This is a genomic window from Pseudomonas sp. SZ57, assembly GCF_009495975.1.
GTDB classification, from domain to species: Bacteria; Pseudomonadota; Gammaproteobacteria; order Pseudomonadales; family Pseudomonadaceae; genus Aquipseudomonas; species Aquipseudomonas syringae.
The window spans coordinates 70,035-94,219 of sequence record NZ_WIBD01000029.1; the positions used below are offsets into that span (position 1 = coordinate 70,035).

Below are 24,185 nucleotides of genomic sequence, written 5' to 3' on the forward strand. Positions count from 1 at the left end.
GAAAGGAAGATGTTAGAACAGGAAGATTCTGCAAAGGGCGCAATCATAACGAATTCAGGAAGGCCAGCAGCGCTTCACGTTGCTGTGCGTCAAAAGCCAGAACCTGACGCTGCGCCGCCTGGGCTTCGCCGCCGTGCCACAGTATCGCCTCAAGCACATTACGCGCGCGACCGTCGTGCAACAGTTGGGTGTGTCCGCTTACCGTGCCGGTCAGGCCAAGCCCCCACAAGGGCGGGGTGCGCCACTCACTACCGGTGGCCTGGAACTCGGTGCGGTTATCGGCCAGCCCTTCGCCCATGTCGTGCAGCAGCAAGTCGCTGTACGGGCGAATCTCCTGATTGGCCAGCTCGGGTTCGGCGGCGTCGCTACGGGTTTTGAAAGAGGGGGTGTGGCATTGCTGGCAGCCCGCCTGGAAAAACAGGTTCTTGCCTGCCAGCACCTGCGGGTCGTCGACCTTACGGCGCGCCGGCACACCCAGGTTGCGGGTGTAGAACTCCACCAGGCGCAGGATGTTGTCGCTGACTTCCGGTTCGCCCTCCGGGCCATTGCCATTGGGCGCAGCCAGGCAATCGGTCTGGGCCGGTGTGCAATCATCGAAAGGGCGCAGGCTGGTGGTCAGCCCCATGTCGCCGGAAAAAGCGTGCACGTTCTGCTGGTTGAGGTTCGGCTGGCCGGCTTTCCAGCCAAACCTGCCCATCACCACTTTTTGCCGAGCGTCGTCCCAGACCCAGTTGGGACGTCCCGAAATGCCATCGGCGTTCTTGTCATCAGGGTCGGCATTGGCAAGGATGGCATCATCGGCAATGGCCTCGAGCAAGCCCAGGCCGATCATTGGCGGGGCTACGCGTGCCGAGATGTGAGTATCGGGGTGCATGGGGCCATAGCCCAACTGGGTGATCCTGAGGGTCGGCTGGCGTAGCTCGACTGACGTGCCATCGCGAAACTCGACCGTCAGCGCATCGTACTCGACCCGCACCTTGCCCTCGGGCGCTACGCCGGGGTTCGACATGTCCTGCAATTGCCCGCCGTAAACCGGCTCGGGCAGCACGCCGTTGCGCTTTATGAGATCGGCATAGGCCGGGTCATCGGGAATCGACAGCCTGACCAGCATGGACACGGCATTGCTGTCGCCAGCTTCTGGCGGGTGACCGCGACCGTCCTTGATGTGGCAGTTCTGGCAGGCATTGGTGTTGAACAACGGCCCCAGCCCATCGCGAGCGGTGGTAGTCGACGGCGCAATCACCCACGGGCTGCGGAAGAAGCTGTTGCCGACGCTGAAATCCAGCCGCCGCACGGGGGCCAGATTGGCCGAGGGCATGGAGAAAGCGTTCTGGTCGCTCTTCCTGACGGTGGCACTGCCACCGGACAAGGCTTCTCCCGGCTCGGCATGCGTGAAACGCGGGGCGTCATCGCATGCGCTCAGGACCAGGGTCGTGAGCAAGGCAAGTGATAGACGGAGCCGCGTACTCATAAACATCCTGCAACGGGGCGAAAAATCGGGGCGTGCAAGCTTATCAGCCTCGTGCGGTTTGAATAAGAGGGATTATCGTTTGCGACGTCTCATGCAATGTGATGTTACGAATCTTTGAGGCTGGTCGGGTCCTGATGTTTTTGCCTATGCTGCGCAGGCTGCTTCACACGATCAGTCACATGACGCTGGCAGCATTCATACACCAACGGCCAGCAGAGATTATCCAATGAATAACCCGGACAACAGCGCGTTCGTGACCACCATCCAGGCACTGGAAGCGATCTATGGTCCGATCGCACCTCCTTCGCTCCTCAAGGAAGTTGACCACATTCACGAGGTCTACCGACCTTTCATCGAGCAGGCACCGTTCGCCGTGCTTGCCTCTGCCGGCCCTGACGGGCTTGATGCTTCTCCACGTGGAGATCAGGCGGGCCTGGTGCATATCGAGGACAGCAAGACGCTTTACCTGCCGGACCGACGCGGCAACAACCGCATCGATACGCTGCGCAACATCGTCAACGATCCGCGCGTCGCGCTGCTGTTCCTCATACCCGGCGTGGGTGAAACCCTGCGCGTCAACGGAACCGCACAGATATCGGTTGAGCCCGAGTTGCTGTCGCGTTTCGCAGTGAAGGGCCAATTGCCCAGGTCTGTCCTGCGTATTTCAGTGACCAGCGTGTATTTCCAGTGCAGCAGGGCGACCATCAGGTCCGGTTTGTGGGACCCGGCGAAGCACATCGAACGCAGTGCGCTACCCACTGCCGGGCAGATCCTCAAAGCGGTTTCGGCGGAGCAGATCGACGGCGAAGCCTATGACAAGGCGCTGCCGGGGCGTATTGCCGATACGTTGTACTGATGCCTGGGAGTCCCCCCATGTCGCAGGTCAACGCGCACGGCAGTTGCAAACGATGCCTGTCAATCAGACACAAAAAATGCCGGTCAGCGAACTGACCGGCATTGATCGTTACTGCAACAAACGCGGTTGATCAGAACTCGTGATCGGCGTTGTCCGGGTTCAGGTCGGTGATGCCCAGCTTGCCAGCCGCCTGCTCGATAGCGCCTGTCTGTTTGACCAGCGCGGCGATGGCGTCACGCACCACCTGATTGCCAGCCGTGTTGCCGGCAGCGATCAACTGGTCGAAATGCTCGCCCTTGTTCGCATGATCGACGATGACCTGCAATTTGGCCTGAGTGTCGTCCAGGTCGGCGCGCAAGGTGGCGTCGGTGGCCGGGTCTGCCTTGGCGACCAGAGACGAAAGGCTCGGCCCGCTGACCTTGGTGCCGTCAGTACGGGTGTACTCGCCCAGGTAAACGTTGCGAATGCCCTTGCCGTTGTAGAAGTGCGAGTTGTGCGTGTTGTCGCTGAAGCAGTCGTGTTCGTCTTCGCTGGAGTTGGCTTCCAGTGCGACTTTCATGCGCTCGCCCGCCAGTTCACCCAGCGACAGGCTGCCCATGCCGAAGAGCATTTTGCGCAGACCGCTTTCGCCGGATTCGGCTTCCAGCGTGGCGCGGTAGTTGTCGGGCACGCCGGCTTTCCAGTTACCGGACATTTCTTCAAGGTCGCTGACCAGCAGGTCGGTGACGGCCTTGAGGTAGGCGCGGCGACGGTCGTTGTGGCCGCCGGTTGCGCCAGCCCCTTGCAGGTAATCGCTGGCCGGACGTGCGCCGGCGCCAGGGCCGGTACCGTTCAGGTCCTGGCCCCAGAGCAGAAATTCGATGGCGTGGTAGCCGGTGGCGACGTTGGCCTCGGAACCGCCCAGCTCGTTCAGGCTGGCGAGTTTTTCGGAGGTGATTTCCTTCACGTCGACCTTGTCTTCGCCGACCTGAATTTCGGTGTTGGCGATGATATTGGCAGTGGCGCCCGGGTTGCCCAGCGCGTGCTGATAATCCTTGGCCACATAGTCGATCAGGCCTTCGTCCAGGGGCCAGGCGTTAACCTGTCCTTCCCAGTCGTCGATGATGGTGTTGCCGAAACGGAAGACTTCGCTCTGCATGTAAGGCACACGCGCAGCGATCCACGCCTCACGGGCGGCTTTCAGGGTTTCATCATTGGGTTTGGCCAGAAATGCGTCGACGGCAGTGCTGAGTTTTTTCGCGCCGGCCTCGGCATCGTCGAACACGGCGGACACCATGTTGGTGTAGTTCGCGACCACAGCCTTGGCCGCCGCGTCGTCAGTCTGGGCAGCGGCTGCCGGAGCAGGGGCCGCCGGCGTCACAGCCGGCGTCGCCGGAGCAGCGGCTGGCGCGGGTGCCGGGGCGGCAGCCTTGTCCTTGCCTTCGCCACAACCGGCGAGAGAGATAGCGATGGCCAACAGACTAGCGGTTGCCAGAGGCATACGAATCATGACTGAATCCTGCGTCGATAAAGGTGATGGCGGGCGGGCGCCCATAAAATCTGCGACATAATGCGAAAGATTTGCATTCGATGTAAAGGCAAAACGCCTGTGTGGGCGTGTTCAGGCATTCGGCAGGTTGTAACAGTCGGTTTCAAGATGGCTTGAATGGCCGGGCGCGTGCAAACCGGTTCACAGGCTGGCGGTGTGGTCCTGACGCGACTGCTTGAGGTAAGCCAGCAACTCCCGACCCGGCAGCGGCTTGCTGTACAGATAGCCCTGGCCTTCGTGGCAGCCCTCGGTCACTACATAGGCCTCCTGCTCGACGGTCTCCACGCCTTCGGCAATGACTTGCATGCCCAGGCTTTTGCCCAACTGAATAATGGCTCGCACGATGGTGGCGTCATCGTCGTCATCGATCAGGTCCTGCACGAAGCTGCGGTCAATCTTGATCTTGTCCAGCGGCAGGCTTTTCAGGTAGCTCAGCGATGAATAGCCGGTGCCGAAGTCATCGATGGCAATCAAGGCGCCGGAACGTCGCAAGCTCAGCAAGTGCTGGGCGGCAGTGTTGATATCTTCCATCAGCCCGGTTTCGGTCACTTCCAGTTCCAGGCTGCGCGGTGGCAAGCGATAGATCTGCAGCAGGTTGTTGACCACGCGCGGCAGTTCGGCGTGATGCAGCTGCACGGTCGACAGGTTGACTGCCATGCGCAAATCCGTGAAGCCCTGATCGAGCCATTCGCGCAGTTGGCGGCAGGCCTGATCCAGCACCCATTCCCCGATGGCGATGATGCTACCGTTCTGCTCGGCCAACGGTATGAATACGTCCGGCGGCACCAGGCCATGCTCCGGATGCTGCCAGCGGATCAGCGCTTCCACACCGACGATACGGTGATCGCGATAGCTGATCTGCGGTTGATAGACCAGGTACAACTGATTGCGTGGCAGGGCTTCGCGCAGGTCTTTTTCGAGTTCGCGGCGGCGGCGCATTTCGCTGTCCACGCTGGCGATGTAGAACTGATACCGGTTACGCGAGCGGGCTTTGGCCAGTGTCATGGTCTGTTCGGCTTTTTGCAGCAGTTTCTCGGTGCTGTCGCCGTCTTCGGGAAACAGCGTGATGCCGATGGTTGCCCGCAGTCGAATCTGCTGATCGCCGACGATGAACGGCGCTTCCAGCTCATCCAGAATATTTTGCGCCAGTTCAGCCGCCTCGTAGGGCTGCTCGATGTTGGACTGGACCAGCGCGAACTGGTCGCCGCCCAGGCGTGCCAGTGCGCCGAGCCTTACGCTGTGCGCGCGCAGACGATCCGCGAGTGCGAGCAGCAATTGGTCGCCGGACTGGTAGCTGAACTGTTCGTTGATGCCCTTGAAGTCATCCAGTCCCACGCAAAGAACCGCCACTCTGTGTTGCTGGCGTCCCGCGTCTTCCAGAATCCTGTCCAGCCGTGTCTGCAACTGCAGTCGATTGGGCAGGCCGGTGAGGAAATCGTACTGCGCCATGCGCTGCAGATTGTTCTCGGCCTCATGGCGCAGGTAAGTGTGGCGCTCGATGGATGCGAGCAACTGGTTGGCGGTGTTGACCCAGATCCCCAGTTCGTTTTTCTCGTGGCCTTTGAGCAGCGGCAATTGGTGTTCGCTGGGGCGGTCGGGGTTGATCGCGATCAGGTGCTCGATGATCTTCGACAGCGGCTTGGTCAGCAGCCAGTGATAGACCAGATACAGCACCAGCCCCATTGCCAGCGCACGCAGCACGCCCGCGATGAAGATGATTCCGGCATTGACCAGAAAGCTTTCGCCGTAATTGGCGGTGTCCAGCGTGATGCGCAGGTCGCCGTAATACTCGCTGTAAGGGCTGCGGCCTACCAGTTGAGTGGTGAAGCTGCGCTCCTGACCGAGGATTAGGTCTGTCAGCCACCGGGTAGAGGAGGTTTTCAGCGGCCGGTTTTTCTCGGCGAGCAGGCTTTCGTTGGGGTGCCCTATGGACGCCATGCGTACCGAGTCATCCTGGAACAGGCCTTCGATGACCTGCATGCCCATCTCGCGGTCCAGGCTGTAGACGGCCTGCGTCGAAGGATCGCGAAACATGCCGAGAATTCGCTCGGCATCGTTCGCCACGGTCTGACGTGTCTTGTAGGCGTCGAAGACGATTTGCGCACAGCTGAGCAGGACGCCTACCAGAAGCGCCGAAAGCAGCACAACGCGCAGCAACTTTACCGACAGGCTGTTCTTGAGTTCCAGCTTCAATGGCCGTTCCTTAGTTCGTGTCGGAGGGCATATCGCCTCATGACCCTCGAAAAACCAGGCCCGCACGCCGTGACCTTGTCACAACCGTTGCGTCTGGCTGATCTTCGCGTTCCTTGCACCTGCTGGCCAAAGCCACCTCATGTGTCGGGTGGCCAGGTAGGTAATTAGGCTCTGTACGAAAAGTGGCTGCGCTCGGTGATGCTTCGTTAAAAACAGGCTCGGAATGCTCATTTACAACACGTAGACTCCGCTTCCTCGCCTGTTTTTGCCTCGCCTGACCTTCGCTCGCCGACTTTTCGTACAGAGCCTAGAGCAGAACACTGTAAAGAATTACGTCATAGAGAATTAAGTTGTATTACGAGTCAGATAGCGTTTTCTGACAATACACAAAGTACGAGCGGCAGGCGAAAAAAGATTTGCGATTCGCCTGACGGGCAGGCTGGTGTTCTACGCCGTCTGTGAAACAAGCGTCTGGTGAGCAACCTTTACAGGCCGGGGAACATAAAAAACCCGACGCGAGGCCGGGTTTTTTCGATGACGCTGGACTCAGGCTGCGAATTGCTTGGCCACGAAGTCCCAGTTCACCAGGTTCCAGAACGCCTCTACGTACTTCGGACGCAGATTGCGGTAGTCGATGTAGTAGGCGTGTTCCCACACATCGCAGGTCAGCAGCGGGGTGTCGCCGCTGGTCAGCGGGTTGCCGGCACCGATGGTGCTGGCCAGTGCCAGGGAGCCGTCAGCCTTCTTCACCAGCCAGCCCCAGCCGGAGCCGAAAGTGCCGATGGACGTCTTGCTGAACTCTTCCTTGAACTTGTCGAAGGAACCGAATGCCTTGTTGATGGCTTCGGCCAGAGCGCCGGTAGGCTCGCCGCCAGCGTTAGGGGCCAGGCAGTTCCAGTAGAACGTGTGGTTCCAGACCTGAGCGGCGTTGTTGAAGATACCGCCCGAGGAGGTCTTGATGATCTCTTCCAGGGTCTTGCCTTCGAACTCGGTGCCAGGCACCAGGTTGTTCAGGTTCACGACGTAGGTGTTGTGATGCTTGTCGTGGTGATATTCCAGAGTCTCCGCAGAAATGTGCGGCACCAGAGCGTCTTTGGCGTAGGGCAGTGGCGGCAATTCAAAAGCCATGGTTTATCTCCTTTCAGGTCAATTGCGGTAGTCGCACGGCCGATCACGGGCGGCCAGATACAGCATGCACCGGGAGTTTTACTCTTTTGCGGCGCAGACCCCGGATCATAGCACCGGGTCTGCGCCTTAACCACGCAACAACTGTGTGGGATAGAGGTTCCCACGGGTTTGACTCTGCGGTCATGAATCCGTCAGGCTGAGCGGATCAACTGGAAGGCCACGCTGAACATCATCACCGCGATCATCAGGTCCAGCATGCGCCAGGTGGCAGGGCGCGCCAGCCAGGGAGCCAGCCATGCCGCGCCCAGGGCCAGGCTCGAGAACCACAGCAGCGAAGCGCTGGCTGCGCCGGCGACATACGCGCCAGGTACGCCTTGTTGTGCGCCCAGCGAGCCAATCAGCAACACGGTGTCCAGATAGACATGCGGGTTCAGCAAGGTGACCGCCAATGCGCTGAGCAACACGGTGCGCAGCGATTTTCTGCCAACCGCTGCGCTGTGCTCCAGGCTTTGCCGCGAGCAGGCGCGGCGCAGTGCCTGCAGGCCGTACCAGCTCAGGAATATCACGCCGCCCCAGCGCGCCACCGCCAGCAGGGTCGGATTCTGCGCCAGCACATTGGCCAGACCGAACACACCTGCCGCTACCAGCAGGGCGTCGCAGACAATGCACAGCATCGCCACGGCCACGTGATGTTCACGACGCAGGCCCTGAGCCAGCACAAAAGCATTTTGAGTTCCGATAGCCATGATCAGGCCTGCCGCGATCAGCAGCCCGTTGAGGTAGCTTTGCCACATAAGGATGTTCCATTGAGCAGATTCAGGTAGCCATTCTTAGGGCTCGGGGGATATAAGGAAAACCAATAATCTTCATCGCCCATTAGGAAAACTGATGTTCGACTATAAACTGCTGTCAGCGCTGGCGGCGGTGATCGAGCAAGCCGGGTTCGAGCGCGCTGCTCAGGTGCTGGGGCTTTCTCAGTCAGCGGTCTCGCAACGCATCAAATTGCTGGAGGCACGCATTGGCCTGCCGGTGCTGGTCCGCGCCACGCCGCCGAGCCCGACCGACATCGGCCGGCGCCTGCTCAATCACGTGCAGCAGGTTCGTTTGCTGGAGCGCGACCTGCAAAGCCAGGTGCCTGCACTGGACGAGGAGGGCATGCCCGAGCGTTTGCGCATCGCCCTGAATGCCGACAGTCTGGCAACCTGGTGGGCGCCGGCCATTGGCGCGTTTTGTACGCAACACCGTTTGCTGCTGGATCTGGTTGTCGAAGATCAGGACGTAGGCCTCAAGCGCATGCGCGCCGGTGAGGTAGCGGCCTGCCTGTGTGGCAGCGAGCGTCCGGTGGCCGGGGCCCGCAGCCAGTTGCTGGGGGCGATGCGCTACCGGGCGCTGGCCAGTCCGGCGTTCATCGCCCGCCATTTTCCGGACGGCGTCAGCCCGGAAACGCTCGCCAGAGCAGCGGCACTGGTATACGGGCCGGACGATCTTCTGCAGCATCGTTATCTGGCTCTGTTGGGTGTTCAGGACGGCTTCGAGCATCATTTGTGTCCTTCTTCCGAAGGTTTCATCCGTATGATCGAGGCGGGGATGGGCTGGGGGCTGGCGCCCGAGTTGCAGGTGCGCGACCAGTTGCGCAACGGCACGCTGCTCGAATTGCTGCCGGACCGTTGCATCGATGTGCCGCTCTACTGGCATCATTGGCGCAATGGTGGGCAGCTTCTGACGCGCCTCACCGAACATCTTGCGCAACATTCGGCTCACTGGCTGGTGCCGCTGAGCGAAGACTGATCGTCAACAGGATCATGTGTAATCCATGCAGGCAGGGTTTTCCTTTCCTGCAGACGCGTTAATGGAGCGGTAAATGAAGATTCTGGTCACCGGCGCGAGCGGCTTCATTGGCGGACGCTTTGCGCGTTTTGCCCTTGAGCAGGGCATGAGCGTGCGGATCAATGGCCGTCGTGCCGAAGGTGTCGAGCACTTGGTCAGGCGCGGTGCCGAGTTTATCCAGGGCGACCTCGCCGATCCTTATCTGGTGCGCGCACTGTGCGATGACGTGGAAGCGGTCGTGCATTGCGCGGGCTCGGTCGGTACGTGGGGACGTCGCCAGGATTTCATGCAGGGCAACGTGCAGCTCACGGAAAACATCGTCGAGGGCTGCCTGAAACAAAGGGTGCGAAGGCTGGTTCACCTTTCCTCGCCGTCGATCTACTTTGATGGCCGCTCGCACCGTGGCATCAAGGAAGAGCAGGTGCCCAAGCGCTTTCACAATCACTACGCGGCCACCAAATACCTGGCCGAGCAAAAGGTCTTCGGTGCCGAAGAGTTCGGGCTGGAAGTCATTGCCCTGCGGCCACGCTTTGTCACCGGTGCGGGCGATAACAGCATTTTCCCGCGTTTGCTGCACATGCAGCGCAAGAGGCGCCTGTCGATCGTCGGCAATGGCTTGAATGTGGTGGATTTCACCAGCATGCAGAACCTCAACGAAGCCTTGCTGAGCAGTTTGCTGGCAACGGGTTCGGCACTGGGCAAGGCCTACAACATCAGCAATGGCACGCCGGTCCCGCTGTGGGACGCGATCAATTACGTGATGCGCCAGATGCACTTGCCGCAGGCCACCCGTTATCGTTCGTACGGGCTGGCCTACAGCGCCGCGGCGATCAATGAGGCTGCCTGTATGCTGTGGCCGGGCAGACCTGAACCTACCCTGTCGAGAGTGGGCATGCAGGTCATGAACACGGATTTTACGCTTGATATCAGCCGCGCCAGGCATTATCTGGATTATCAGCCCCAGGTCAGCCTGTGGGCGGCGCTGGATGAATTCTGTGGCTGGTGGCAGGCACAGCACGCGATCTGAATGCGGCAGTAGCACAGTGAGATTGATTCTGCGCTGTTGTTATACTGCTCAACTTTGATCTACGAACTTTGATTTAACAGCTTCCTGAAGGGTTATTCATGCGCAACGATCCCTACGACGACGTCGATGACGTTCCCAGCCTGAGCGCCAAGGACGATGACGACGACTTCGCGCCGAGCAATGGCGCACGCGAGCGAACCACCGTCTATTCGCGCACCACGCCTGTAGTCAAGGTCAAGGCGCCGAGCACCGGGCCTTTGTGGGCGTTGGTCGGTGCGTTGTTCATCGCCTTCTGCGGTCTGGGCTGGTGGAGCTTTCAGCAGGTTTCCCTGATGGAACAGCAGTTGGTGGCGACTCAGGAAAGCTTCGCGCGCATCAGCGAAGAAGCGGCGGGGCGCTTGCAGGATATTTCCGGCAAGGTGGTCGCGACCGAAGCGCTTTCCAGTGATGGCGAGGCGCTCAAGCAGCGTATCAAGTTGCTCGAAGCGCAACTGGAAGATCAGGACAAGCAGCGCGAAGGGGTCGAAGGCCAGCAGGGCAGTCTCGACAAGCGTCTGGAGCAGATGGCCGCGCAAACCGCCCAGCAGCAGAGTGAAAACGCGCAGTTGCAGGAGCAGCTCAAAAGCGTCGTCGCTGAACTGACCACGCTCAAGGCGGCGTTGCCTGACCTGAAGACCGCTCAGGCGGATCAGGGCAAGCTGGATGCACAGATCAAAAGCGTGGCAGCCGATGTCGCCACGTTGAAAAAGCAGGGCAACCCGTCTGCCGCTGTCGAACGCCTGGAACAGGACCTGATGGTGCTGAAAAGCGAACAGGAAAACCGCCCGGCTCCTGCAGCGCAAGCCAATACGGCCGAGTTCGATGCGTTTCGTGCTCAGGTGACTCGTAACATCAATACCCTGACCAGCCAGATCCAGAACCTGTCGCAACAGCTCAACGCTCGTCGTTGACCCCCGAGTCTGCCTGCCGCTATCCATGGCGGCAGGCAAATGCTCCGGTCTTTTTTGCACCCCACAAATAAATATGTGCTTGCCAAGTGAGGGGCGGCTTAAAGTTGCGTTGCTGTTAAATAAATGGAGCTTCAATAATGAATGGAATCAATGGTATGAACGCTGATACGCCTGAAGAAAAAGCCCGCGTCGCTGGTGAAGATCGCCAGCCAATGGATGCCTCTGTCGAACGAGCAGAACCGGATGTGGAAGAACTCTCTGAAACGCAAGCGCCCGCTGGAGACTATGGGTTCGCGCGTCCGAAGAGGGCAGCGAGCCCGGACGGTCCACCGGTAAGGAAGGCGCCACCTGTGAAGGTTGGGCAGGCCGGTGGGCCACCGGCCAAGGTCGGGCAGGCTGGCGGGTCCGGGGCAAATAGTGGCGCGCCTACCAGGCCACCGGTCAAGGTTGGGCAAACCGGCGGGTCCGGGGCAAATAGTGGCGCGCCTATCAGGCCACCGGTCAAGGTTGGGCAGGCTGGCGGGAAAGTGACAGGAGGGGGAGCGCCTGTCAGGCCGCCTGTTGCAAAGGTATCGCCGCCTGACAAACCGATCGTCCGGCCTGCCAGCGTTCCGCTGGCGCCGCAAACGGTTCCCGCGACCCCTGCGCCACCTTCGCGTCTGGAAAAGGTGCTGACGACCGTCAATACCGTAACGGGCGTGCTGCAACTGATCCCGGCGTTCCACCACATGGTAAATCCCAACGGCACGATCACCTATCCGGACGGCAAAGTTCAGTCTGCGGATGGTCAGACCCTTACCCATCCAAGCGGGGCCGTGCAGCATGCCGACGGCACGACGGTGCATGCCGATGGTTCGGTAGAGAACGCAAATGGCGATGTGCAGCACAAGGACGGAACCTGGGTTTTGGCGGATGGCTCGATCAACTACCCGGACGGACGCTGGAAGCATCCGGATGGCAGTATCACCGACGCCCAAGGCAACTTGCTGGGGACGGCCGCGGCTGACGCCAAGCCGTAGTGCCAATGCTGGAGTGCTGATGGCTGTAGGCAATAAAAAACCCTGATGCTCGCGCGTCAGGGTTTTTGCTGTTGCAGCGTCTGGTTACATCCGTGGGTAGTCGATATAGCCGACTGGTCCTTTGGCGTAGAACGTCTCCGGATGGGCTTCATTCAGGGGCGCATCGCTGGCCAGACGCTCAGGCAGGTCCGGGTTGGCGATGTACGGCACGCCAAAGGCAATGGCGTCTGCCTTGCCTTCTGCCAGCCAGGCGTTGGCCGTGTCCTTGGTGAATTTTTCATTGGCGATATAGACGCCGCCGAAATCCTTCTTCAACTGTGGGCCGAGGCTGTCTTCAGCATCATGCTCACGGGCACAGATGAAGGCGATACCGCGCTTGCCGAGCTCTTTGGCCACGTAGCTGAAGGTTTCAGCACGGTTTGCATCGCTCATGTCGTGCATGTCGAAACGAGGCGAGAGGTGAACGCCTACACGGCCAGCGCCCCAGACATCGATGACTGCGTCGGTCACTTCCAGCAGCAGACGCGCACGATTTTCCACCGAACCGCCGTACTCGTCGGTGCGCTGGTTGCTGCCGGTCAGCAGGAACTGCTCAAGCAGATAACCGTTGGCGCCATGCACTTCCACGCCGTCGAAGCCCGCAGCCTTGGCGTTTTCCGCACCGACGCGATAGGCCTCGACGATGTCACCGATTTCCGCCAGTTCCAGCGCGCGCGGGGTTGGCAATGGGGTGATCGGGCGCATCAGGCTGACATGGCCTTCGGCCGCGATGGCACTCGGCGCGACCGGGGTTTCGCCGTTCAGGTATGACGGGTGGGAAATACGGCCCACGTGCCACAACTGCAGGGCGATACGACCACCGGCGTTGTGCACGGCCTTGGTGATGTTGCTCCAGCCACGTACCTGGTCGTTGGACCAGATGCCCGGGGTGTCGGGGTAGCCCACGCCCATAGGCGAGACAGAGGTGGCTTCGGTCAGGATCAGGCCGGCCGAGGCGCGCTGCACGTAATACTCGGCCATCATCGCGTTCGGTACACGGCCTTCATCGGCACGGCAGCGCGTCAGTGGAGCCATGATGATGCGGTTGGGCAGTTGCAGATCGCCCAGGGTGATCGGGTCAAAGATAGTCGTCATGTGTCTAATCCTCGTAATTGATCAATGCGTAGCAGGGGCCAGGTCGGGGTTGCCGGTCTGACGAAAGGTAATCAGGGTAATCAGCAGCGCCAGCACGGCCAGGATGGCGGCGGCCAGCGGTACGCTGGTCAGCCCCAGACCGTGGGCGATGACGCTGCCACCGACCCAGGCGCCCAGCGCGTTGCCGACGTTGAAGGCGCCGATATTCAGGGTTGAAACCAGGTTCGGTGCGGCTTTGCCGAACGTCACCACGTTGATCTGCAGGGCCGGGACGGCAGCGAAGGCCGCGACTGCCCAGAGGAACAGGGTGATTTCAGCCGGGATCAGCGCGGTGCTGGTCCAGCTGAGCACGGTGGAGATCACCGCCATCGAGACGAATACGCCAATTAGCGTGGACGACAGGCGGCGGTCGGCCATCTTGCCGCCGATCACGTTGCCGGCGGTCAGGCCCAGGCCGATCAGCAGCAGGGTCCAGGTCACGCCGTTGGGCGATACACCGGTGACTTCGCCGAGCAGCGGAGCAATGTAAGTGAACAGGGTGAACATGGACGCCGAGAACAGCGCAGTCATGGTCAGCGACAGCCAGATGCCGGCCCCTCGCAGGGCGCCCAGTTCAGCGCGCATGTCGAGCTTTTCTTCATTGCGGTTGGTCGGCAGGAAGCGGATCAGGCCGATCAGCGCAATCACGCCGATGACCGTGACGGCCCAGAACGTCGAGCGCCAGCCTGCGTATTGACCCAGCGCAGTACCCAGCGGCACGCCCAGTACGTTGGCCAGGGTCAGGCCGGTGAACATCAAGGCCACCGCCGAGGCACGACGGTTGGCGGGCACCAGACCTGCGGCAACCACCGAACCGATGCCGAAGAACGCACCGTGACACAGTGCAGTCACCACGCGGGCGAACATCAGGACGTTGTAGTCACTGGCCAGCGCACAGAGCAGGTTGCCGATGATGAAAATCCCCATCAGCGTGACCAGCGCCGCCTTGCGCGGCAGTTTTGCCGTGGCCATGGCCATGAACGGCGCACCGACGGCGACACCCAGCGCATAGCCGGTCACCAGCCAGCCTGCGCCGGGGATCGATACGCCGAGGTCGGCCGCGACATCGGGCAGCAGGCCCATGATGACGAATTCGGTGGTGCCGATGGCGAAGGCGCTCAGGGCCAGAATGAGTAGCGAAAGAGGCACGGGGCAGCTCCTGGTAAACGTTGGAAATCAGGTCGGGTTGTTCAGTTCTTCAACCAGCGCCTGAACGAATGCCTGTATGACTTCTTCGTTGCGTCTGAAGAAATGCCATTGGCCGACCTTCTTGCTGCTGATCAGACCAGCGCGTTGCAAGGTCGCCAGATGGGCCGAGACAGTGGATTGTGACAATCCCGCACGCTGATCGATCTGTCCGGCGCAAACGCCGTGTTCGATCGAGTATTCCTGGGCGGGAAAGCTTGCGCGGGGGTTCTTCAGCCAGGTCAGGATTTCTCGGCGGACCGGGTGGGCCAGGGCTTTTATTATGTCGTCGAGGTCGATAGGCATGTCGTTCTCACAGGCGGTGTAGCGTTATATCGCGATAGAGCGAACCTTATATCTGTATTTCGCGATATACAAATATGATTATGTGCTTAGGATCAGCCAAATCGCTATATCGGGTTATAACGATATATGGACAGCGGGCCCGAAAGCGGCCTAGGCTTGCAGCCATGAACTACTTGGCACATCTTCATCTTGGCGGGCACCGGCCCGCTCAATTGCTTGGCAGCCTGTATGGCGATTTCGTCAAAGGTCCGTTGCCGGGACGTTTTCCTGCGGAACTGGAGGCGGCGATTCGTCTGCACCGCAGCATCGACGCCTTCACTGACAGTCATCCGCTGATCAAGGCTTCCATCGCCCGCTTTCCGCTCCAGCGACGGCGCTATGCGGGCATCATGCTCGATGTCTTTTTCGATCATTGCCTGGCGCGCGACTGGCATCGTTATGCCGACCTGCCGTTGGACGCATTCACACGCAAAGTCTATGGCACGCTGGCTGCCGAGCCGCAATTGCCCGAGCGGCTGGCGCTGATCGCACCGCGCATGGCGGCGCAGGACTGGCTGGGGTCGTATCGGGATTTCGAGGTGCTGGAGCAGGTGTTGAGCGGCATATCCCGACGCTTGTCAAAACCCGAAGGGCTGGCCGGCGGCATGCAGGAACTGCAGGCGCTGTACCAGCCCTTGAGTGCGGATTTCGCCGAGTTCTATCCGCTGCTCGAGGATTTCGTTCAGGCCGCTCGGGCCGGACGCGAAACCACTTCGCTCGGCTGAACCGGCGGCTCGCCAAACAACGCCACCTGAACGGCCTGCTGGGCCTTGAAGGCCAGTGCGGCGCGTTCCTGGTCAGCGGTCGGGATTGGCGTCAGCAGGTGAATATGCACGTCGCTCTGCTCGTTGGCGAACAGTCGGCGCAAATGCGACAGCAAGTCATCGTCGCCAATGAACGGGGCTATCGGGTCCGGTTTGCCGTCACGCGAGTAACCAATGGCCACCGGCTGAATCGGCACGCCAGCGTCAATAGCGCTGGACAGCAGACGACCGTGAAAGGTGCGCAGGCTCTTGCCGTCCGTGGTGGTGCCTTCGGGGAAGATCAGCAGTGCGTTGCCTTGTTGCAGGTGGTTGCACATCTGCTTCTGGATCAGACGGCTGTCGCCCGATCCGCGACGAATGAACAGCGTACCGGCCTTCAGCGCCAGCCAGCCCGCTACCGGCCAGGTCCGCACTTCGGCTTTCGACAGAAACGACAGCGGCGCGAGCATGCCGAGCAGGGCGATGTCGGTCCATGACACATGGTTGCTGACCCACAGCATGGGCTGGGTTGGCAGTTGACCTGTCACGGTGACGCGAAACGGCAGGGCGTTGGTCAGGCGTGCCATGAACCAGCGGCTCCAGCGCTGCCTGCGCTCCATCGAACCTCCGATTCTGGTGCGTTCCAGGACCGCGAACGCGCTGGCAATCGTCAATCCGAGCGCTACGACCAGTAGCACCCGGACTACGCGGGCATAGCCGCGCAACCGGCTCATCACACGGCCGCCTTGAAGTGGCGGGCATAGCGCGGGCACAGGTCATCGCGCTTGAGCAGGATGAACACGTCGGCCACCTGAAAGTCTTCGTCCCAGCACGGCTCGCCACAGATCTTGGCTCCCAGACGCATGTAGGCCTTGAGCAGCGGTGGCATCTCGCAGATCACATTGCTCGGGATGTCGAGGGTCGGCAGCGGATTCTTCGGCTCGGCGCGCAGGTGCTCGTTGCACAGGTAGCGTTCGCGCAGGCGTTGCATGATCGCATGGGCCTGAATACCGCCGTCCTGCATCGGGATGCTCGCGCAGCCCATCAGGTAGCTGTAGCCGCCTTCGTTGAGCACCTCGGCCAGTTCGCTCCACAACACCGCAATGGTGCCGCCGTTGCGATAGGCCGGGTCGACGCAGGTGCGGCCCAGTTCGAGGATCGGCCCTTGCAGATTGACCAGCCCGTGCAGGCTGAACTCTTCTTCGCTGTAGAAGCGCCCCAGCGTGTTGGCGGCCTGATGGTCGAGCAGCCGGGTCGTGGCAACCAGACGCCCGGTGTTCAGGTCGCGTACCCCGATGTGCGAGCAGTGAACATCGTAATCGTCGATGTCCAGGCCTTGTTCAGCGCCGTTGAGACGGGCGTTGAACTCTTCGCTGAACACACTGAAACGCAACGCCTGTGCTTCCTGCAAGGCGCGCGCTCCAATCAGGCGCTCGGCCTGAAGACGACGTTCAGAAGTGTTGTCACGAATGCGGGCGATCTGGGTCATACGAATCTCCATGAGCCAGCCTTGCAGATGCAGAAAGGGCTGGTGACTGATTTGTCCAGGCGCTTTGCCGTACTTGCAGGCTAGGGAGATGCCGTGTCATGCCTGTGAAGCTTTGGTGATGGTTGTGTGACGGGGGATGCTGTGGCCATTTCCCCTGTGTCAGGTCTTGAGGGCAGTCCACGTAGCGTGAGGAACGAGCGGCGTACGCAGGATCACTATCGTTCCCATGCTCCGCGTGGGAATGCAGTTCGTGACGCTCTGCGTCTGCTCCCGAGGTAATGGCTGACTGTCATGAAACGCTGATACGGTATGCGGACTATTCTGTAGAGGCCCTGTCATGCCGCGTAGATTTGTCCGTCTGTGTCTGGTTCTAATCCTGGGCTTCAGTGCCCAGGGCGTCGTTGCTCAAACATGGCCGGCAGAGCAATGGCCTTCTCAGTCTGTGCCGCGATCGGCGGCCATCGAAGAGCTTGAGGCTTACGCCTTCCCGCCTCGTGACGACGCCGCGCGCAAGGGCATTCGCACCGATGCGCTGCTGGTCATTCGTGATGGCGAAGTTGTGTACGAGCGCTACGGCGGCGTAACCACCGCGCAAACGCCGCACCTGACCTGGTCGATCAGCAAAAGCATCATGGCGACAGTGCTGGGGGTGGCGTTTGCAGAAGGACGCTTTCAACTGAATGATCCGGTGGCGAAGTTCTACACGCCGTTCAAGGCGCACCCCGAGATCGCCATCAAAGACCTGATGCACTGGGCGTCGGGTCTGGATTGGCAGGAGGACTACGAATACGCTCCGCTCAACTCCTCGGTGGTCGCCATGCTCTACACCCGTGGGCGTGACGACATGGCGCGCTTCACCGCCGATCACCGCGCTGCCCAACCCCCCGGCAAGACTTACCTTTATTCCAGTGGCGACAGCACCGCCCTGGCGGCGGCCTTGAAAAAGATGGTCGGCGATGAGGCTTATCCAGATTATCCATGGACCGCGCTGTTCGACCCGCTCGGCATCCGCAGTGCGGTCTGGGAAACCGATGGCGCGGGTACATTTGTAGGCTCTTCCTATGCCTACATGACCGCCCGCGATCTGGCCCGCATCGGCCTGCTGATGCAGCGCGGCGGGCAATGGCAGGATCGGCAGTTGCTCAACAAGGCGTGGATGGACTTCGCGCTGACGCCGTTTGCCGGTGCAGGCGTGGATGCCAGCGTTGAAGTGCCCGGAGGCCAATGGTGGCTCAACCGTGCTGCCGATGGCGGCAAAGGACCGTGGCCAGATGCGCCCCCTGACACCTTCGCGGCACTGGGGCATTGGGGGCAGGCGCTGTATGTGATTCCCGATCAGAAGCTGGTGATCGTGCGCTATGCCGATGACCGCGACAGTACCTACAACCACAATGAAATGCTCAAGCGCGTACAGGCCGCGTTTGGCAAGGAGGGCGGTCAATGAGCACGCGTCGAATGTTCATCCTGCGCCGTCTCTTCAGCAGCCTGCTGTTGCTGATCGTTGCCGCACTTGCCGTACTCGCCTGGCAGTACCGTGTGAACCTGCAGGCATTTCCGACCATCATCAGTGCCTACACCGCCAAGGAATACTGCTCGTGCAGGTACGTCATGAACAATTCCGAAGCGTATTGCCAGGGCTACATCAAGCAGTATCTGCCCAGCACCCTGGTCGACGACAGCAGTCAGAAACGGGTCATTGCCAGCGGCCTTGGACGCACCAGCAGCGCGTCGTGGCAGGATGAGCGACAGGGCTGTCGCCTGCTGCCGTGAGGGCTTGATGGGGGGCCGCCGAACGCAGGCGTTTGCCAGCGGTCAGACAGGCGGATAAGGTGGCCCTCAATTGTACGTTTGGAGTCTGCATGCTCACTATGAATCGCCTGCTGCTGGTCCTGCTGGCCGCAGTGGCGTTACCTGCCCATGCGAACTGGTATCTGGATAACGAGTCGTCGCGACTCTCGTTCACCTCGACCAAAAATGCCGATATTGCCGAAGTGCATCGCTTTCTCGTGCTGCACGGCAAAGTCGACGCCAAGGGGCTGGCTGAGGTGGAGGTTGAAACCGATTCAGTCAGCACCGGCATTCCGCTGCGCGACGAGCGCCTTCGAGAGCAGGTGTTTCAGGTGCGCAAGTTTCCGACTGCTCAGATCAATGCGCAGCTCGACATGCGCCCGATCAACGACCTCGCGCCCGGCGCGCAACTGGAACTGCGTTTACCGCTGACCGTCAGCCTGCGCGGCAAGACCCACAGCTATAACGCCGAGCTGCTGGCGACGCGTCTCGACGAGCGGCGCTTTCAGGTCGTGACGCTCGAGCCGCTGGTGATCCATGCCCAGGATTTCGATATGGCCCCGGACTTCAAGGCCTTGCGCAATGCCGCAGGATTGTCGGCGGTGAGCCTCTCGGTTCCGGTAGGGGCTGTCCTGATCTTCACGGCGCGCTGATATGAACGGTGCGATTTTTCCGTGGCGTGAAAACAACCGCTTTCAATTGCTGATCGACGGTCCTGCGTTCTTCCCGCGCATGATCGCAGCCATTGATCGCGCCGAGCAGCAGGTCGATCTGGAGTTGTACCTCGTCGAAGCCGGGGCTTGCGCTGACGCCATCGTGCGCGCGCTGGTCGAGGCGGGCAGGCGTGGGGTGATCGTACGCTGCCTGTTCGATGACTTCGGTTCAAAAGCCTTCGACGCCGGCCTGCGCAAGCAACTGACCGATGCCGGTGTGATTCTGCGTTTCTACAATCCGATCCACTGGCGGCGGGGCGTGCGTAACTTCTACCGCGACCATCGCAAACTGCTGGTGGTGGATAAGGCCTTGGCCGTGGTGGGCGGCACCGGTGTGACCGACGAGTTCTGGGAGCCGGACAAGGACGCCAGCCAGTGGCACGAAGTGATGGTCGAAATCACCGGGCCGCTGGTGATTGACTGGCAGGCGCTGTTCAACCGGCAGTTCCACGCCAACGCCCGGCGTTTCGCCTGGCGTCCGAAAGAAAACTTCGGCCTTGATCACCTGCCCAAGGCCCCGACAACCGGCGAGGGGCTGGGCCGCGTGGCATATGCCGATTCCCGCCAGCACCGCGATATTCTGCAATCGCTGGTGCGTGCGCTGAACACCGGGCAAAAGCGGATCTGGCTGGCGACCCCTTACTTTCTGCCCACCTGGAAAGTTCGCCGCTCTTTGCGCAGGGCTGCGGCGCGTGGCGTTGATGTGCGTTTGCTGCTGACCGGACCGCGCACCGATCACCCGTCCGTACGCTATGCCGGTCAACGCTACTACCCGCGCCTGTTACGCGCCGGGGTCAAGGTGTTCGAATACCAGCCCTGCTTTCTGCACCTGAAAATGGTCCTGATCGACGACTGGGTGAGTCTCGGCTCTTGCAACTTCGATCACTGGAACCTGCGCTTCAACCTGGAAGCCAACCTCGAAGCCCTCGACCCCGGGTTGACCCGCGACGTGGTCGCCAGCTTCGAAAAAGACTTCGCCCTGAGCGCCGAAACCACGCTGGCAGACTGGAAGGCCAGACCGCTGTGGCGACGGGTCAAGCAGCGCTTGTGGGGCTGGATCGACCGGCTGGTGGTGAACTTGCTGGATCAGCGTAACTGAGCGCTACGGAACATGGCAAAACTCGACGCGCTGCTTTTGCGAAGCCGTTGTGGAGGTGCAGTCAATGGCAGAGGCGGTGGCGTATCTTCGGTATCAGCGAAGGTGTGCTGCAATCCTTGACTCAAAACGGGTGGCTTTGAGGTGGGCAAGGGGGGCGGTGCGCCTTGACTCGCAACTGGCTCATGCTCGTTTGACTGCATTGCAGACGTCTTTTCGGGTTCAACGTGAATATGAATGTCCAGTTGATTGCCTTTGAAAACTTTGTCCACTCGTATGGCTGCTAATCCAAAATCTTCCAGGATTCGTTTAGTGGTTTTGCCGTTAAGCGTTTCCGAGAAAAAAACCTCCTTGAAGTCTGGCGCGGCGCTGTCATGGCGACTCAATGTCCGGAGTGTTTCCTCGTTCGAAATATTTTCCCTGATTATCCGGCTTGGAAGTTGGCCGAAAAACCCGTGTTGCTCGGCAACCTTCGTGTACTGCGTAACGGCAACCTCATTGGCGTAGTACACGCGCTGGCCGTCTGAACGGTTGTAATTCATGTGAAAGGTCCATTCGTCGGGCGTGTAGGTATTCACAAACTCACTGGCTTTTGAGCCCGGTCGCGCTTGTCTGGAACCTATGGAGTAGTCTCCAAATCCAGGTATTCCCATCTTGTGACGTAGGTTGCTTTCAATAAATCGGTAGTGGTCGGACGACTTTTTTCTCGCCTGCTCAAGGCGTTCTTCCAGTCCGGTTACGTTGTAAGACACGAGCCCTGAATGGTCATTTTTTGACAGAGGGTTATTTCTCACGAACGTAAAAGGGTTGAGTCCATCCACATCCCCCGCCGGATCCGGATTGATCCACCGCTGCAGCCATGGCGCGTAATACCTGTACCCGTAATAATAAAGCCCGCTGGCATCGTGCTCCTTGCCCGAGTACCGAACTGTTTTGTACTTCGCTTCCACCGCACTGCGCGCCGCCCACCAGGCCGTACCGCCGAACGGATAATAACTTTCCTGGCTGATCAAACCGCCTTGTTGATCAAGCTCCAGCGTGCTTGAGCCCAGATGATCACCCAGGCTGTAACGCACCTGATCGTTCGCAATAGCGCCTGGCTTTCCGGCTTCCCAGTGCAACACCCGCACGCTGTTGCGACCCGCCTGAGCCGTAACGACGTGAAGAGTTTCTCCATCGGCCGTGGTCCGAACTTCCAGTCCCGGCAGGTAGCGAACTTCATTGGTCAGTGTGCGACCTGATGCCTGCGCGGTGCTGATCTTGCGACAACGTTGACCCTGGCCGTCATAGACATAGCGTTCGTCATCGTTCGACCCGTCTTCACGTTGCACAGTGGTAATGTGCTGCAACTGATTACGCGCATCCCAACCCATAACCTGCCCGCGAACCAGTTGCAGCAGATTGCCGTTGGCATCAAAACTCGTGGCGAAATCCACATTGCCGTCATCGTCGGGCAGGCTGCGATTGCTGTCCGGGGCAACGTGCATGTTGCGGGTGAAGTTGTGTGCGCCTTCGTGGCGCATTTGCAGCAGATTGCCCGCTGCGTCGTAGCTGTAATTCTGTGTGTAGTTGCTGACCTGGCAAGGATCGAGCGTCGGCAGAGGTTGCAGACCGGGCAGCGCCGGACCATGGCTGGCACCGTTTCTGACCTCCCGGCCGCTGGCTTCGATCAGTTGATACAGCGTGTCGTAACGGTAATGGCTGATGGGTTCTATAAGCTGGTTGTCGCAATACCGGTCGGGTTGAGACGTATCGTTGACGAGCAGGATATTGCCCACCGGGTCATAGCTGTAATTGAGTTTCTGCAGCAGCGTGCCGTCAGCAGAGATCGCGCTCAGCCCGGTCAGCCTGCCGTCCTGCTGATCATAGGCGTAAAGGCTGACTACGCCGTTGCCCGCTGTTTCTTGTTCGACTTGATTGAATGCGTTGTAACGGGTATCGACAAGCAATGCCTGCGGCTGTGAAATGCCTGCTTGCATAAGGCCCAGTGTCTTCGATTGCCCGGCAATGGTCCGGCTGAACACCTGCCGGTTACCCATGGCATCGGCTTGCTCGCGGACTTCGCCCAGTGCATTGAATCTCCACCGACTTTGCAACGGAGCCGGCTCAAGCAAGGCATCGCGCTCGGCTTCGGCGACCGGCCAGTCCGGCACGTCGAGCGACAAAAGGAATTGCCGCGCCTCGGTCAGCAACGCCCCCTGCAATGCGTAGTCCGGGAAAAAGCGTGTGCCCGCTGTATCGTCATGTCGGACGAGTTGATTGCATTGGTTATGCCCGATCGTTACGTCCCTGTCGCCATAACTAAAGCGCTCAACGACCCGACCTTGTTCAATGATGGCCAAGGGACGCAACCTAACGTCGTACTCAATATTTCGCTTACTGCCACGGCCGTCCCAGCTCGCCAGTCTTTGACCCGCTTCGCCCGCCAAGACAACCCGCCAGCCAGCATCGACGCTGTTGGTCAGCAAAGGAAGGCCGGAAAGCGAATGCAGTGTGCTGATAGTGGGCAACGCATCGCTGCTCAGGCGTGGGTCTCGCTGAGCGATGATACGTCCCGCCACATCGTATGTCTGATGCGTCACGCGCTTATCGGCGGCTTGGTTTGAGTCCTGACGTAGTAAGGCGATGCTACGCACGGTGAGCGATCGTGGGTCTGTCACTGCCAGCGTTGGTGTGTGGGCATGCGTAGCTTCGTTCATGTCTAAACGTCCTTTTACCAACCTGATACTGACCTGGAGAAACTTTCCAGGCAGCGTATTCGGCTTCGGTGAAGGTCATCTGCTTCATCAGGCGTCTCGGCGATTGAGATCAGACGTTCTACCAAATTTGGAAGTCTTCCCCATCGTTTCCCTAGTAAAAGCCAGTCTGGCTATATGATTGCTGTTTAGGGCGTACAGCAACAATAAAGTCAGCGAAGGGGAATTCTGAGTCCCCCTGCCGATCAACCCATAAAGCCTCCATGCCAAAGTCGTCAAGTACTCGTTGAGTTCGCTTGCCGTTGGGCGTTTCCTGAAGAAAAGTCTGTAGCATTTCCGGAGTTTTGTTTTCTATTGTCGAAGTTTTCGTCAACGTCTCATTATTCACGACGAAGCTATTTTTTATAACCGAAGGTAAAACACCATGGGTATTTGTTTTTTGGGCAATGGTTTTATACTGGTATCGGACTACGTCATTGGCATGATAGTCATTGCTTCCGCTTCTTTTGTAATTTGAACGAAAGGTCCATTCGTTGGGCGCGTAGTCGTTGAGGAAGTCGTCCTCTTTTTGAAGATGCTTTGATTCTATGGTGTAGGGGTCGTATGCGAAGCTGCTGTTATGGTCAAACATCGTCGCTACGATAGCGGTCGCCTCGCCGGAACGTTTATCAACTGCGGCCAATCTTTCTTCCAATCCGGAAACAAGATATCTGTCTGGTATTGTGTACACAGGTCCTAGGAATTGCTCTTGATCGCCCCACAAAACACCAGGTCTCGCATCTTGATTTTCAAGCGCATAGCTATTTGAGGTTATCGGTTTTCGACGAGCGGATGATGTCTGAGACTCAAGCGCGTGCTTCCCCATATATCCCAACCTGTCGTAATAGGTGATTGGACTGTTTTTTACGTACCCGTACAGATTCAACCCATCCACATCCCCGCCGGATCCGGATTGATC

General features: G+C 59.7%; 21 protein-coding genes and 1 pseudogene. 10 read left to right on the plus strand and 12 right to left on the minus strand.

All coding sequences use genetic code 11. The features are described from left to right. Positions 1-43: 43 nt before the first annotated feature. Complete coding sequence (locus GE543_RS23565; protein ID WP_153222496.1) at positions 44-1,471, minus strand: di-heme oxidoredictase family protein; 1,428 nt, start codon at positions 1,469-1,471, stop codon at positions 44-46. Between the two features lie 226 nt (positions 1,472-1,697). On the opposite strand from GE543_RS23565, the gene GE543_RS23570 reads away from it, so the two are divergent. Continuing rightward, positions 1,698-2,327, plus strand: coding sequence for a pyridoxamine 5'-phosphate oxidase family protein (locus GE543_RS23570; protein ID WP_003424424.1), 630 nt, complete (start codon positions 1,698-1,700; stop codon positions 2,325-2,327). A gap of 130 nt (positions 2,328-2,457) precedes the next feature. Here GE543_RS23570 and GE543_RS23575 read toward each other — a convergent pair whose 3' ends face one another. The 4 genes from GE543_RS23575 to GE543_RS23590 all read right to left on the minus strand — a co-directional run bounded on the left by GE543_RS23575 (position 2,458) and on the right by GE543_RS23590 (position 7,970). After that, the gene (locus GE543_RS23575) at positions 2,458-3,816 is read right to left on the minus strand and encodes an imelysin family protein (protein WP_100072507.1); all 1,359 of its coding nucleotides are present in this window, start codon (positions 3,814-3,816) and stop codon (positions 2,458-2,460) included. Between the two features lie 180 nt (positions 3,817-3,996). Beyond that, entirely contained in the window at positions 3,997-6,048 is a 2,052-nt protein-coding gene (locus GE543_RS23580) for a bifunctional diguanylate cyclase/phosphodiesterase (protein ID WP_003413299.1), read from the minus strand. 546 nt (positions 6,049-6,594) lie between these two features. Beyond that, positions 6,595-7,176 (minus strand): superoxide dismutase [Fe], encoded by a 582-nt coding sequence (sodB, locus tag GE543_RS23585; protein ID WP_003313497.1) that lies wholly within the window; start codon positions 7,174-7,176, stop codon positions 6,595-6,597. 191 nt (positions 7,177-7,367) lie between these two features. Next, positions 7,368-7,970 (minus strand): LysE/ArgO family amino acid transporter, encoded by a 603-nt coding sequence (locus tag GE543_RS23590; RefSeq protein WP_003413296.1) that lies wholly within the window; start codon positions 7,968-7,970, stop codon positions 7,368-7,370. A gap of 94 nt (positions 7,971-8,064) precedes the next feature. On the opposite strand from GE543_RS23590, the gene GE543_RS23595 reads away from it, so the two are divergent. The 4 genes from GE543_RS23595 (at position 8,065) to GE543_RS23610 (ending at position 11,999) form a co-directional block, all read left to right on the plus strand. Continuing rightward, complete coding sequence (locus GE543_RS23595) at positions 8,065-8,964, plus strand: LysR family transcriptional regulator ArgP (RefSeq protein ID WP_003413294.1); 900 nt, start codon at positions 8,065-8,067, stop codon at positions 8,962-8,964. Between the two features lie 73 nt (positions 8,965-9,037). Then, positions 9,038-10,030, plus strand: coding sequence for an NAD(P)-dependent oxidoreductase (locus tag GE543_RS23600; RefSeq protein WP_153222497.1), 993 nt, complete (start codon positions 9,038-9,040; stop codon positions 10,028-10,030). A gap of 98 nt (positions 10,031-10,128) precedes the next feature. After that, a complete protein-coding gene (locus tag GE543_RS23605) occupies positions 10,129-10,980 on the plus strand; it encodes a hypothetical protein (RefSeq protein ID WP_003413292.1) in 852 nt (283 codons plus the stop codon). 137 nt (positions 10,981-11,117) lie between these two features. Beyond that, entirely contained in the window at positions 11,118-11,999 is an 882-nt protein-coding gene (locus tag GE543_RS23610; protein ID WP_153222498.1) for a hypothetical protein, read from the plus strand. Positions 12,000-12,083: 84 nt separating this feature from the next. Here GE543_RS23610 and GE543_RS23615 read toward each other — a convergent pair whose 3' ends face one another. Genes GE543_RS23615 through GE543_RS23625 form a run of 3 tightly spaced genes read right to left on the minus strand, consistent with a single transcriptional unit; the run spans position 12,084 to position 14,663 of the window. Next, the gene (locus GE543_RS23615) at positions 12,084-13,133 is read right to left on the minus strand and encodes an alkene reductase (protein WP_046236972.1); all 1,050 of its coding nucleotides are present in this window, start codon (positions 13,131-13,133) and stop codon (positions 12,084-12,086) included. A gap of 21 nt (positions 13,134-13,154) precedes the next feature. Then, a complete protein-coding gene (locus GE543_RS23620) occupies positions 13,155-14,321 on the minus strand; it encodes an MFS transporter (protein ID WP_003413288.1) in 1,167 nt (388 codons plus the stop codon). Between the two features lie 27 nt (positions 14,322-14,348). Then, the gene (locus GE543_RS23625) at positions 14,349-14,663 is read right to left on the minus strand and encodes a helix-turn-helix transcriptional regulator (protein WP_003313487.1); all 315 of its coding nucleotides are present in this window, start codon (positions 14,661-14,663) and stop codon (positions 14,349-14,351) included. A gap of 164 nt (positions 14,664-14,827) precedes the next feature. Here GE543_RS23625 and GE543_RS23630 point away from each other — a divergent pair, with 164 nt between their 5' ends. Continuing rightward, the gene (locus GE543_RS23630) at positions 14,828-15,427 is read left to right on the plus strand and encodes an ACP phosphodiesterase (protein ID WP_153222499.1); all 600 of its coding nucleotides are present in this window, start codon (positions 14,828-14,830) and stop codon (positions 15,425-15,427) included. Here GE543_RS23630 and GE543_RS23635 read toward each other — a convergent pair. Together GE543_RS23635 and olsB are read right to left on the minus strand one after the other, a co-directional pair. Beyond that, positions 15,385-16,179, minus strand: a complete 795-nt coding sequence (locus GE543_RS23635) for a lysophospholipid acyltransferase family protein (protein ID WP_153222500.1) — start codon at positions 16,177-16,179, stop codon at positions 15,385-15,387. The two genes, GE543_RS23630 and GE543_RS23635, sit on opposite strands and share 43 nt — an antisense overlap. Further along, complete coding sequence (olsB, locus tag GE543_RS23640; protein WP_003405915.1) at positions 16,179-16,934, minus strand: L-ornithine N(alpha)-acyltransferase; 756 nt, start codon at positions 16,932-16,934, stop codon at positions 16,179-16,181. Before olsB ends, GE543_RS23635 begins: the two co-directional genes overlap by 1 nt. Positions 16,935-17,271: 337 nt before the next feature. Between olsB and GE543_RS23645 the strand changes: the two genes are divergently transcribed. From GE543_RS23645 to GE543_RS23660, 4 genes are all read left to right on the plus strand, one after another. After that, positions 17,272-18,378, plus strand: coding sequence for a serine hydrolase (locus GE543_RS23645; protein WP_153222501.1), 1,107 nt, complete (start codon positions 17,272-17,274; stop codon positions 18,376-18,378). After that, on the plus strand, positions 18,375-18,704 hold the full coding sequence (locus tag GE543_RS23650) for an amidase (RefSeq protein ID WP_153222502.1): 330 nt from the start codon (positions 18,375-18,377) through the stop codon (positions 18,702-18,704). Before GE543_RS23645 ends, GE543_RS23650 begins: the two co-directional genes overlap by 4 nt. A gap of 89 nt (positions 18,705-18,793) precedes the next feature. Then, positions 18,794-19,375 (plus strand): YceI family protein, encoded by a 582-nt coding sequence (locus GE543_RS23655; protein ID WP_004416281.1) that lies wholly within the window; start codon positions 18,794-18,796, stop codon positions 19,373-19,375. A gap of 1 nt (position 19,376) precedes the next feature. After that, positions 19,377-20,534: a phosphatidylserine/phosphatidylglycerophosphate/cardiolipin synthase family protein gene (locus GE543_RS23660; RefSeq protein WP_024638319.1), complete on the plus strand. Its 1,158-nt coding sequence runs from the start codon at positions 19,377-19,379 to the stop codon at positions 20,532-20,534. Here the strand turns inward: GE543_RS23660 and GE543_RS23665 are convergent. After that, entirely contained in the window at positions 20,522-23,230 is a 2,709-nt protein-coding gene (locus tag GE543_RS23665) for an RHS repeat domain-containing protein (protein ID WP_153222503.1), read from the minus strand. The genes GE543_RS23660 and GE543_RS23665 overlap by 13 nt on opposite strands. Before the next feature lie 151 nt (positions 23,231-23,381). Next, positions 23,382-24,185, minus strand: a pseudogene (locus GE543_RS23675) (toxin); the annotation flags it as partial.

Coding starts and splice junctions, on each gene's coding strand:
- GE543_RS23565 (WP_153222496.1), bottom strand. CDS start 1,471: ATGAGTACGCGGCTCCGTCTATCACTTGCCTTGCTCACGACCCTGGTC.
- GE543_RS23570 (WP_003424424.1), top strand. CDS start 1,698: ATGAATAACCCGGACAACAGCGCGTTCGTGACCACCATCCAGGCACTG.
- GE543_RS23575 (WP_100072507.1), bottom strand. CDS start 3,816: ATGATTCGTATGCCTCTGGCAACCGCTAGTCTGTTGGCCATCGCTATC.
- sodB (WP_003313497.1), bottom strand. CDS start 7,176: ATGGCTTTTGAATTGCCGCCACTGCCCTACGCCAAAGACGCTCTGGTG.
- GE543_RS23590 (WP_003413296.1), bottom strand. CDS start 7,970: ATGTGGCAAAGCTACCTCAACGGGCTGCTGATCGCGGCAGGCCTGATC.
- GE543_RS23595 (WP_003413294.1), top strand. CDS start 8,065: ATGTTCGACTATAAACTGCTGTCAGCGCTGGCGGCGGTGATCGAGCAA.
- GE543_RS23600 (WP_153222497.1), top strand. CDS start 9,038: ATGAAGATTCTGGTCACCGGCGCGAGCGGCTTCATTGGCGGACGCTTT.
- GE543_RS23605 (WP_003413292.1), top strand. CDS start 10,129: ATGCGCAACGATCCCTACGACGACGTCGATGACGTTCCCAGCCTGAGC.
- GE543_RS23610 (WP_153222498.1), top strand. CDS start 11,118: ATGAATGGAATCAATGGTATGAACGCTGATACGCCTGAAGAAAAAGCC.
- GE543_RS23615 (WP_046236972.1), bottom strand. CDS start 13,133: ATGACGACTATCTTTGACCCGATCACCCTGGGCGATCTGCAACTGCCC.
- GE543_RS23625 (WP_003313487.1), bottom strand. CDS start 14,663: ATGCCTATCGACCTCGACGACATAATAAAAGCCCTGGCCCACCCGGTC.
- GE543_RS23630 (WP_153222499.1), top strand. CDS start 14,828: ATGAACTACTTGGCACATCTTCATCTTGGCGGGCACCGGCCCGCTCAA.
- GE543_RS23635 (WP_153222500.1), bottom strand. CDS start 16,179: ATGAGCCGGTTGCGCGGCTATGCCCGCGTAGTCCGGGTGCTACTGGTC.
- olsB (WP_003405915.1), bottom strand. CDS start 16,934: ATGACCCAGATCGCCCGCATTCGTGACAACACTTCTGAACGTCGTCTT.
- GE543_RS23645 (WP_153222501.1), top strand. CDS start 17,272: ATGCCGCGTAGATTTGTCCGTCTGTGTCTGGTTCTAATCCTGGGCTTC.
- GE543_RS23650 (WP_153222502.1), top strand. CDS start 18,375: ATGAGCACGCGTCGAATGTTCATCCTGCGCCGTCTCTTCAGCAGCCTG.
- GE543_RS23655 (WP_004416281.1), top strand. CDS start 18,794: ATGCTCACTATGAATCGCCTGCTGCTGGTCCTGCTGGCCGCAGTGGCG.
- GE543_RS23660 (WP_024638319.1), top strand. CDS start 19,377: ATGAACGGTGCGATTTTTCCGTGGCGTGAAAACAACCGCTTTCAATTG.
- GE543_RS23665 (WP_153222503.1), bottom strand. CDS start 23,230: ATGAACGAAGCTACGCATGCCCACACACCAACGCTGGCAGTGACAGAC.